The following is a 9,585-nucleotide window of genomic DNA, read 5'->3' on the forward strand; positions in this document are numbered from 1 at the left end:
GAGCGCGGCTGACGCCTCGGACGGCGTGATCCACCTCGCGTTCAAGCACGGCATCGCCTTCTCGGGGAACTTCCAGGGGGCTGCCGATGCGGACCGTGCGGCCATCGAGGTATTCGGCGAGGTGCTCGCGGGTTCCGACCGGCCCTTCGTCATCGCCTCCGGGACGATGGGGCTCGCGCCGGGGCGGGTCGGGACCGAGCGGGACGGGCGGAGGTCCGGTGCCGCTGTGCCGTTCGAGGGCGCACGGGCCCGTTTGGCCAATGCGCAGTTGACGCTCTCCCTCGCTTCCCGCGGTGTCCGCTCATCCGTGGTGCGGCTGCCCCCGACGGTGCACGGAGCGGGGGACAACGGCTTCATGGCGGCACTGGTCGCCATCGCCCGCGACAAGGGCGCCTCCGGCCATGTCGGCGACGGTTCCAACCGCTGGCCCGCCGTGGCCCGGTCCGATGCCGCGCGTCTCTTCCGCCTGGCGCTGGAGCAGGCACCCGCGGGATCGGCGCTGCACGCGATCGCCGACGAGGGGGTCCCGATCCGGGCCGTCGCCGAAGTGATCGGACGCCATCTCGCCGTCCCCGTGGTCGCCGTCCCCGTGGACGGCGCGGACGAGCACTTCGGCTGGCTGGGCGGCTTCCTGGGCATGGACGGCCCGGCATCGAGCGCGCTGACCCGTGAGCTGCTCGGGTGGCAGCCGGCCGGCCCGGGGCTCCTTGAGGATCTCGACAAGGGGCACTACTTCGACACCCCGTCCGCCTGACACCGCGACCGGGCCGCCTCTCCTCCGGCACGGAGCCGGGGGACCGGCGGGCCGGTGCGATGCCCGGCCCGCCGGGTAGGCCTTCTCCGCTCAGCCCCAGAAGCGGTCTATCAGCAGCGCCAGCCGCCGGTCGTGGTCCCCGCGCGGGAGCCTGTTGCTGCGCATGAGCGTGACCAGGCCGTGCAGCCCGCTCCAGAACGTCTCGGTGAGCAGCCCCGGTTCGTCGTCTCCCGAGAGTGGCCGCACGGCCGCGCACAGCTCGTCGAAGGCCGCGTGCAGCGCTGCCGGTGCGTCCGGGCTGGCGAACGGCAGGTCGACGGCGCGCGTGAACATCGCGTCGTACAGTGCGGGCCGTTCCTCGGCGAACGCGGCGTACGCCGCGGCCACATCGGCAAGGGCCCGGCGCGGGTCCACCGCCGCGGTCCGGGCGGTGCGCAGCTCGGCGGCGAGCTCGGCGAAGCCCTGTACCGCGACCGACGCCATGATGGCGTCCTTGCCCTTGAAGTGGCTGTAGAGCACCGGCTGGCTGTACTCGATCCCGGCCGCGAGCCGCCGGGTCGTCACCGCGTCCCAGCCCTCGGCCTCGGCCAGCTGCCGCGCGGCCGTGATGATCAGTTGCTCCCGCTCCGCCCGCTCGCGCTCCCGGCGCGTCTGATTCGACATGCTCGGAATTCTAGCATCGCTAGGAAATCTTTCGATGACATGCTAGCGTCGATCTCATTCCTAGCAGTGCTAGAAAAGGAGACGGACCGTGCTCACTCCCCTCGCCTACGGGCTGGCCATCCTGCTCAACGCCATGATCATCCTCGTCGGAGTGCGGTTCCTCGTGGTGCCGCATGCCGCTGCCGCCGCCTACGGGGTCCCGGCCAAGGAGGACGGGGACGCGGCCTATCTGTCGATCAAGGGTGTGCGCGACCTCAGCTACGGCATACTCGGCCTCGCTCTGCTGGCCTTCTCGGATGCTCATGCCGCCGCATGGTTCATGCTGATCGTCACCATCGCCCCGCTCAGCGACACCCTTGTCGTTCTGCGCAGCGGGGGCACCAGGGCGGTCGCCTTCGGCATCCACTTCGCCACGGCCGTGGTCATGCTGATCGACACCGCTCTCCTTTTCGCCGTCTGACACCAGGGTCCGTCCCCACCATGGAATTGACCGCCCTTCAGGCAAGGAGTCACAGATGTCGCTGATCGTGCCGGACTTCGACGAGTCCGTTCTCGTCCGCTCCGCCGACGCCGAAGTGATCGGCCGGGCCCCCACCACCATCAGGCTGCTGGCCGACAGCAGTTCGACCGGCGGCGCGCTGTCCACCCAGCGGGTCAGTCTGACCAACGGCGCGGACGGCGCCAAGCCGCACCACCACTCGCGGTCGGCCGAGCTGTTCTACGTACTGGACGGCACGGCCCAACTGCTTTCCGGTGAGCGGCTCGTGACCGCCGAACGCGGCGACCTCGTCATCGTCCCGCCCGGCCTCGCGCACGCCTTCGCCGCCGCGCCCGGAGAGGACGCCGACATCCTCATCGTCATCACCCCGGGCGTCGAACGCTTCGAGTACTTCCGCCACCTGGAGCGCATCGCCTACGGCAAGGTGCCGCCGGAGAGCCTGCTGGAGGTCCAGGAGCTGTACGACACCTACTTCCTCAACAGCGAGGCCTGGAGCAAGGCCCGGGGGTGACACGGGCTCCGGCGGGCGGTGGGGGAGCGGGCCCGACCGGTGGCCGGCCCGCGCCGCCACGCGGCACCGGACGGGTACCGGCGCGGAAGGCCGACCTTCACACACGATCTCCTCGCCGGCGCGAAGCGGCGTGGACCCTCTAGACGTTCCGGACCAGCTGCAGTGCCTCGTTGAGGTTGTGTTCGGCGATCCTCCGCATGAACTCCCGGTCCGGGGAGTCCCCGTCGAGCAGCCGCAGCGGACCCGCCGTCAGCGACAGCCGCTGGGCGAGCATGTAGAGCGCGAGCCGGTCCTCGTCCAGTCCGTCCACCGCCAGCCGCCGGTAACCGTCGTGGAGGCGGATCCGCAGGAAGACCTGCTCCCACTCGACGTCGAAGTACATCAGGTCCACGATGTCGATCAGAACAGGGTTGCCGTCGCTGTCCACCAGCACGTGGTCCAGACCCAGTTCGCCGTGGACGACGGAGTACTTGGCGCGGGGCCGGACAGCCCCGGCGAGGACGCGCAGTCGTTCCTCCAGCCGGTCGCGGGCGCCCGCGATCCGCTGATCGCGTGAGGCCGCCTCGGCGAGGCACGCCGGCGCGAAGTCAACGACCTGCGCCTCGCACGACGTCCCCCGCGACGACCCTCCCCCGTCGATCAGCGCCACCTTGCCGTAGGCCGGCGCACGGTGGCCCCGCATGGCCTCCAAGCCCTCGGCCAGGCGCGCCATCGCCGGCTCTGCGGCGTGCGGGTCACGGTCGAGGAGGTCCATCAGATTCTCGCCGGGGAAGTCCTCCACGATGGCGAGTTCGGCCGGGCAGTGAGTGCGCTCGCGGTCGATCAGGTGGACCGTCGGGACCCGGAGGCCGAGGCTGTCCAGCCGTGCGTGCGAGGCCTCGAACAGGTCCAGCCCGACACCGGGCGAGAATGGATCGGTGAGGTCGTCGTCCCCCTCGGCCGCAGGCCAGTAGTTCTCGGACGCCTCCCACAGATAGGCGACCGCCGCCGTCGCGTCGTCCATCGTCAGGCGGTACACGCCCTTCTGGTGCCGCCCGTGAGGCGTTCGGCCCCTTCCCATTGCCGTCCGCCGCCCAGCGCGGCCCGTGCGCGCCCGCCAGCTGATTGTGCGTCACTCTCTTCGGTGCCACGTCCCTACCCCGACTCCCCGTTCTGACAACCGTGGCACCCTATGCGAGCCGCGGCTCAACCGCGACGGATCGGTGCCGCATCCGCGCTCCGTCGGAGTCCGGGCGGCCTGCGCGGTTCCTGGCCTGTGGGCGGCAGCAGGGACACGAGGACCGAGACGGCAACGGCCAGCGCCAGGCTGAGGACCAGGGAGGCGGTCAGGGCGTGTCCGTACGCGGAGGCGTTCCGGTGACCGCCACGGCCCAGCGTGCCGTAGAAGATCACGCCCACGACGGCCACCCCGCCCGAACCGCCGATCTGCTGGCCCGTGGAGAGCACGCCCGAGGCCATGCCGGTCTCCGCCGGACGGACGCGCGAGAGTACGGCGTTGAGCAGCGGGGTGACCAGTACCGACCGGGCGGAGTTCCTTGCCGGTATCGGCATCGTCCGCACCGGAATCACCGCTCGCGGGAGGCTCCCCGGGCAGTATCGTCCGGGGCGCACAGAGTGCGCTGGATTGGGGGTTTTCGATGAGTGACGGTGAACGGCGCAGGGTCCTGGCGGAGTTCCTCCGCACCCGCAGGGGACCCGTGCAGCCGGGCGACGTCGGCATCGAGGCCGGGGCTCCGCCGGCGTACCCCCGGACTGCGCCGCGAGGAACTGGCCCTTCTGTCAGGGGTCAGCGTCACCTGGTACACCTGGCTCGAACAGGCCAGGGACACCAGCGTGAGCCGTCAGGTGCTGCTCAGCCTGGCACGGGTGCTGCGGCTCTCTCCGGCCGAGACCCGGCACCTGTTCGCGCTGGCCGGCCAGGCGTCGCCTCCGGCGGCCGCCACGCGGGGCGGTACCCGGGCGTTGCAGCGCCTGGTGGACGCACTCGATCCGAATCCGGCGTATCTGCTCGCCCCCAACTGGGACCTGCTCGCCCGCAACCGGTCCGAGGCCGGTCTGGTGGGGCCCTCGGGCGCCGGGGACGGGTGCGAACCCAACCTGATCAGGATGGTGTTCACCCTGCCGAGGATCCGCACGCTCCTGGTGGACTGGCCGGGGCAGGCACGGGCCCTGCTGGAGCAGTACCGGGCCAGTGCGGACCGGAACACCGGAGACGAGTCGTTCGAGCGGCCGACGGCCGCCCTGCGCAGGGACAGCGAGAAGTTCCGGAGCTGGTGGGACACCCACGATGTCGCGGAGTTCGAGTCGGCCCGCAGGGCGTTCGACCACCCCGGACTGGGCCGGCTGACGTTCGACTACGTGAAGCTGGCTGCCGTGGACACGCCCGGCGTCACCCTGGTCTCGTGCCTGCCGTCCGACGAGGAGACGGCCGGAAAGCTCCCGGGGCTGGGCGGGTACGCAGAGCGGGGCGGTCCCGACGGCGGCTCCGGCGGCTGAGCGGAAGCCACCGGACCCCGCGCGAACGGGCACCGGATGACCGCCCCCGCGACGGACCGGCGCTCAGGCGGCGAACCCCGGCACCAGGGCCCCGGCCACCGGCGCCGCGTACACCACGGGGAACGGGATGTGCCAGGGCCGGTGTGCCCGGATCACCGCGACGACCGCACCGGCGAAGTTCAGCACGCGCGATTCACCGGGTCCGGGCCACCGTCGGCTCCGTCAGGTCCGCCGCGCCAGCAGGAACAGGTGCGGTTCGGGGGCTCCCGCCGGATGGGCCGGTGTGAACACGCTGCTCTGTTGCGACAGGACCGTGAATCCGGCCCCGGCCACCAGCGCGGTGAATTCCGCGGGCCCGAAGCTGGTCACCCGCACCGGCCGTCCCATGAACTCACCGCTCACTCCCTCCAGGTCCAACGGCACCGTCGCGACGGCCAGATGACCGCCGGGCCGCAGCGACCGTCCGAGCAGACGCAGCACCTCCGACTGGTCGGCGCGCGACATCTGCAGGAGTGAGAAGTACACGCATACGGCGTCGAAACTCTCGTCCTCCAGTGGCAGTTCCCGGATGTCGGCACAGCGGAACGCGGCCCGGGGCACCTGCCGGGACGCGATGTCCACCATGACCGGAGAGACATCGACACCGAGCACCTCATGACCGGCGTCGGTCAGGGTCTGCGCGGTCGGCCGCCCGGTGCCGCTTCCGACATCCAGCACCTGGCTGTGCGGTCCGAGCTGCTCCAGCAGCAGCTCCAACGAGGCCTGGTGCGCGGCCGATCCGGCGAACGCCTGCTCGTACTCGACGCCCAGCGCGTCGAACACCTCTGCGGCAGTCGGCTGTTGACCTGAGTCCATCGAGAATCCACTCCTTCTCGGGCTGATGTCCCCGGCCCGCCGGGCTGAGGGACACGGGCCACGGCCACGTACGGGCCGCCGTGCTCGGGCTGTACGGCGGGATGAGGCGAAACCGCTCCTTCGGCGCAGTCTGCCACAGCAACTTACCGATGATCATGCCGTGTTGAACGCAACGAGCAGCGTCGCCCGGGTGATCGTCCCGGTCCTCGCCCCGGCCTGTCTCCCGTTGTCCGTCCACCGGGAGGCAGGCCGGGGCCGTGACTACTGCAGTGCGTGCACGGCCGCGCCGAAGACGGCCGGTGCGCGGTATGCCGCGGGAACGATCAGACGGGCGGTCGCCGGATGCCGTGCCACTGCCAGCAAGCCCTCGGTGAGCAGGCGGTGACGTCTGGTCAGCCTCGTCCACCGGGGCGGGTAGTCCTGCGGGCGGCCGGCGGCCAGTGAGTCCACCGCGGCCGTGGCCGTCGCCAGGGCCAGGGCCACCCCCTCACCGGTCAGCGCGTCCACATAGCCCGCGGCGTCACCGGCCAGCAGGACACGTCCGGCCCGCCGGCCCAGCGCCCGCCGGCGCAGCGGCCCGGCGCCTCGCACGGGACCCGCGTCCCGGCCGGAGAGCGAGGCGGCCAGCCGGGGGAACGCCGTCAGATGCTCCTCGTAGGAGCGGCGCTCCCCGCTGAGTACGGCCACACCCACCAGGCCGTCCCCGAGCGGCGTCACGTACGCCTCGCCGCGCCGGGACCAGTGGACCTCCACGAACTCCGTCCACGGGGCGATCCGGTAGTGGCGGCGCTGCCCGTACCGGCGCGCCGCCGTGCCCGGACCGTCCAGCCCCAGCTCGCGCCGGAGCGGTGAGTGCAGCCCGTCCGCCGCGATCATCCAACGGGCTGTCAGCCCGCCCGCACTGACCCGGTCCTGGCTCTGCCGGACGTCCGCGACCTTGCCCGGGACGATCCGGACGCCGAGCTCCACCGCCCGGACGTGCAGAGCGGAGTGCAGCTCGGTCCGCCGCACGCCGAGCCCCGTCCGCCCCCGGAACGCCGCTTCGGCGCTGCGTGCGCCCTCCACGTACCGGATGCCGCGCAGTTGGTGCCCGGTCACCTCGACGCCCAGGGCGCGCAGCGCGGCGACCCCGCTGGGCATGATGCCCTCGCCGCAGGCCTTGTCGATGGGCGAGGCGCGGGGTTCGACGACGACCGTCTCAAGGCCCAGCCGGGCCGCCCGGATCGCCGCCGCCAGACCGGCCGGACCGCCGCCCGCCACCAGGAGGTCGATCACGCCGCAACGTCCGCCGTCGGCGCGGCGGTGAGAGCCGCCTCCTCGCACCGGACGCGTACGGTCATGAGCGCCGCGTTGAGAACGGTGAAGAGCACCGCGGTCACCCAGGCGCCGTGGGCCAGCGGCAGGGCGAGTCCCTCGGCGGCGACGGCGACGTAGTTCGGATGGCGCAGCAGCCCGTACGGGCCGCCGGTCACCAGCGGCAGCCCTGGAACGACGATGACGCGGGTGTTCCACCGGGGTCCGAGCGTGCGGATGCACCACCAGCGCAAGCCCTGCGCGGCCAGCACCGCGGCCACCATCGCCCAGCCGAACAGCGGCATGAACGGCCGCTCCGCCAGCCGGACCTCGACGAGACAGCCCACCAGCAGAGCCGTGTGCAGGGCGACCATCGCCGGGTAATGGGCGCGGCCGGTCTCGACGCCGCCCCTGGCCAGCGCCCAGCGGGAGTTGCGGAGCGCGACGACGAGTTCGGCGAGCCGTTCGCCCGCCACGGCCAGCACCAGTGCCGTGTACCAGATCATGTGTCCTCCGACCTACCAGCGCAGCAGTACGAGTTCGCAGCAGAATCCGGGTCCCATGGCCATCAGCAGCCCCGGCGACCCCGGCTCGGGACGCCGCTGCTCCAGGGTGTCCCGCAGGACGTGGAGCACCGAGGCGGAGGACAGGTTCCCCACCTCGGCCAGCGAGCGCCAGGTGACGTCGAGAGCGCCGTCGGGGAGTGAGAGGACCTCGGTGACGGCCTCCAGGACCTTGGGGCCGCCCGGGTGGCACACCCAGTGCGCCACGTCCTTCGGCTTGAGCCCGTGCTCCGCCAGGAAGTCGCGCACGTCGTCGGCGAGATACCGGCGCACGACGTCGGGGACGGCCGGATCGAGGCGCACCTTGAAGCCGGAATCGCGGATGTCCCAGCCCATCACGTGCTCGGTGTCCGGATACATGCGGCTGCGGGTCGCCACCACCTCGGGTCCCGCCCCGGACGCCCGGCCCTGGCCGAGCGCCACCACGGCAGCCGCCCCGTCACCGAACAGCGCGGTCGCCACCAGGTTGGCGGTCGACGCGTCGTGGCGCTGGAAGGTGAGGGAGCAGAGCTCCACCGACAGCAGCACCGCCACGTCGTCGGGACGGCCGAGCAGATAGTCGTGCAGCCGGGCCACTCCGGCGGCCCCGGCCACGCAGCCGAGCCCGAACACCGGCAGCCGCTTCACATCGGAGCGCAGGCCGAGCCGCCCCACCAGCCGGGCGTCGACCGAGGGAGCGGCCACCCCGGTGACGGACGTGAACATCAGGAGGTCCACATCGGCGGGCCGCAGCCCCGCGGTCCGCAGCGCCCCGCGCAGCGCCTCGGCGCCCATGTCCACGGCCGCGCCGATGAAGACGTCGTTGGCGTCGCCGAACCCGTCCAGCTCCGCGTAGCGCTCCAGGGGCAGCACCATGTTCCGGGTGCGCACCCGGGCGTTCTCGTGCAGCCGGTCCAGCACCCGCCGGTCGGCCCCCGGCGGCAGACAGGTGCGGGCCACCATGTCGGTGACCTCGCGCTGGGTGTGGCGGTACGGAGCCGGGGTGCCGTGAACGGCTGCGATCCGGGTCATCCCGGGTCCTGATTCGGAGGCGTCATGGCCCATCCCTGCCCCGCATCATGGACAAAACACCGCAAACAACCCGTGCGGCTGTCATGCCCGTCCGGCACGCAGTACCTACGATCACGTGATGGGCACCCCTGACCCGTCACGCGTCTACGCCACGACCGCGTGGCCGCTGCGCCGCACCGCGGCACTGGCCCGGTCCTGCCATCCGGGGCCGGTGGTCGCGGTGAGCGCGCTGGCCGGGGCGCTGGGTGTCGGCGTCGGCCTCGACGGGGCCCGCTGCGCCCTCCTCGTCGCCGCCGTGCTGAGCGGTCAGCTCTCGATTGGCTGGTGCAACGACGCCTTCGACGCCCGGCGGGACGCCTCGGCCGGCCGTCGCGGCAAACCGGTGGCCGACGGGTCCGTGAGCCGTCCGGCGGTGTGGACGGCGGCGTTCGCCGCCGCGCTGCTGTGCGTTCCGCTCTCCCTGGCCTGCGGCCTGCTCGCCGGTACGGTGCACCTGGCCGCGGTGGCGGCGGCGTGGGCGTACAACCTGAGGCTGAAGGCGACGGCGCTGTCCTGGCTCCCGTACGTGATCGGGTTCGCCACCCTGCCGGCGGTGGCCGCCCTGACCCTGCCCGGAAGTCCGGGTCCGGCCTGGTGGGCCGTCACGGCCGGTGCGCTGCTGGGCCTGGCGGCCCATCTGGGCGATGTGCTCCCCGATATCGAGGACGACCTGCGCAACGGGGTGTACGGACTGCCCCACCGGCTGGGTGTCACCGGCACCGCACTGCTGCTGCCGGTGCCGCTGGTGGCGGCCTCAGCCGTGCTGGCGCTCGGCCCGGCCGGGCCGCCGGGCTGGTGGGGGGCGGTGACCCTGGCGGTGGCGGCGCCGACGGCACTGGCCGGGCTCGTGCTCGGCCGGTACTGGCGCAAGGCCGCGCTCGCCGCCGCCGTGGTCGTGGCG

The 9,585-nt window shown here is 72.5% G+C and carries 13 protein-coding genes; 5 read left to right on the plus strand and 8 right to left on the minus strand.

Annotated elements, in window-relative coordinates; all coding sequences use genetic code 11:
- A partial coding sequence (locus J1C73_RS20340) for a Rossmann-fold NAD(P)-binding domain-containing protein (protein ID WP_207317670.1) occupies positions 1-754 on the plus strand: 754 nt, incomplete at its 5' end.
- 90 nt (positions 755-844) lie between these two features.
- Here J1C73_RS20340 and J1C73_RS20345 read toward each other — a convergent pair.
- Positions 845-1,417 (minus strand): TetR/AcrR family transcriptional regulator, encoded by a 573-nt coding sequence (locus tag J1C73_RS20345; protein ID WP_207317671.1) that lies wholly within the window; start codon positions 1,415-1,417, stop codon positions 845-847.
- Positions 1,418-1,505: 88 nt separating this feature from the next.
- Here J1C73_RS20345 and J1C73_RS20350 point away from each other — a divergent pair, with 88 nt between their 5' ends.
- Positions 1,506-1,877, plus strand: a complete 372-nt coding sequence (locus J1C73_RS20350; protein ID WP_307797745.1) for a DUF4267 domain-containing protein — start codon at positions 1,506-1,508, stop codon at positions 1,875-1,877.
- Between the two features lie 55 nt (positions 1,878-1,932).
- Complete coding sequence (locus J1C73_RS20355; RefSeq protein WP_207317672.1) at positions 1,933-2,427, plus strand: cupin domain-containing protein; 495 nt, start codon at positions 1,933-1,935, stop codon at positions 2,425-2,427.
- A gap of 139 nt (positions 2,428-2,566) precedes the next feature.
- On the opposite strand, the gene J1C73_RS20360 is transcribed toward J1C73_RS20355, so the two are convergent.
- A complete protein-coding gene (locus J1C73_RS20360) occupies positions 2,567-3,430 on the minus strand; it encodes a phosphotransferase family protein (protein ID WP_242644452.1) in 864 nt (287 codons plus the stop codon).
- Positions 3,431-3,612: 182 nt separating this feature from the next.
- Entirely contained in the window at positions 3,613-3,978 is a 366-nt protein-coding gene (locus tag J1C73_RS20365; protein ID WP_207317674.1) for an MFS transporter, read from the minus strand.
- Positions 3,979-4,074: 96 nt separating this feature from the next.
- On the opposite strand from J1C73_RS20365, the gene J1C73_RS20370 reads away from it, so the two are divergent.
- The gene (locus tag J1C73_RS20370) at positions 4,075-4,923 is read left to right on the plus strand and encodes a helix-turn-helix transcriptional regulator (protein ID WP_307797746.1); all 849 of its coding nucleotides are present in this window, start codon (positions 4,075-4,077) and stop codon (positions 4,921-4,923) included.
- A gap of 63 nt (positions 4,924-4,986) precedes the next feature.
- Here J1C73_RS20370 and J1C73_RS35045 read toward each other — a convergent pair whose 3' ends face one another.
- The 5 genes from J1C73_RS35045 to J1C73_RS20390 form a co-directional block, all read right to left on the minus strand.
- A complete protein-coding gene (locus J1C73_RS35045) occupies positions 4,987-5,109 on the minus strand; it encodes a hypothetical protein (protein ID WP_307797747.1) in 123 nt (40 codons plus the stop codon).
- A gap of 36 nt (positions 5,110-5,145) precedes the next feature.
- Positions 5,146-5,778: a class I SAM-dependent methyltransferase gene (locus J1C73_RS20375; protein ID WP_207317675.1), complete on the minus strand. Its 633-nt coding sequence runs from the start codon at positions 5,776-5,778 to the stop codon at positions 5,146-5,148.
- Positions 5,779-6,039: 261 nt separating this feature from the next.
- Complete coding sequence (locus J1C73_RS20380) at positions 6,040-7,053, minus strand: NAD(P)/FAD-dependent oxidoreductase (RefSeq protein WP_207317676.1); 1,014 nt, start codon at positions 7,051-7,053, stop codon at positions 6,040-6,042.
- Positions 7,050-7,577 carry an isoprenylcysteine carboxyl methyltransferase family protein gene (locus J1C73_RS20385; protein ID WP_207317677.1) on the minus strand — a complete coding sequence of 176 codons (528 nt, stop codon included), beginning with the start codon at positions 7,575-7,577 and terminating at the stop codon, positions 7,050-7,052. The genes J1C73_RS20380 and J1C73_RS20385 overlap by 4 nt, the downstream gene beginning before the upstream one ends.
- 12 nt (positions 7,578-7,589) lie before the next feature.
- Positions 7,590-8,645, minus strand: a complete 1,056-nt coding sequence (locus J1C73_RS20390; RefSeq protein WP_207317678.1) for a type III polyketide synthase — start codon at positions 8,643-8,645, stop codon at positions 7,590-7,592.
- A gap of 118 nt (positions 8,646-8,763) precedes the next feature.
- Here J1C73_RS20390 and J1C73_RS20395 point away from each other — a divergent pair.
- On the plus strand, positions 8,764-9,585 hold an 822-nt coding region (locus tag J1C73_RS20395), incomplete at its 3' end, for a UbiA family prenyltransferase (RefSeq protein ID WP_207317679.1).

This window comes from Streptomyces laculatispora, from assembly GCF_017353455.1.
Classification (GTDB): Bacteria; Actinomycetota; Actinomycetes; order Streptomycetales; family Streptomycetaceae; genus Streptomyces; species Streptomyces laculatispora.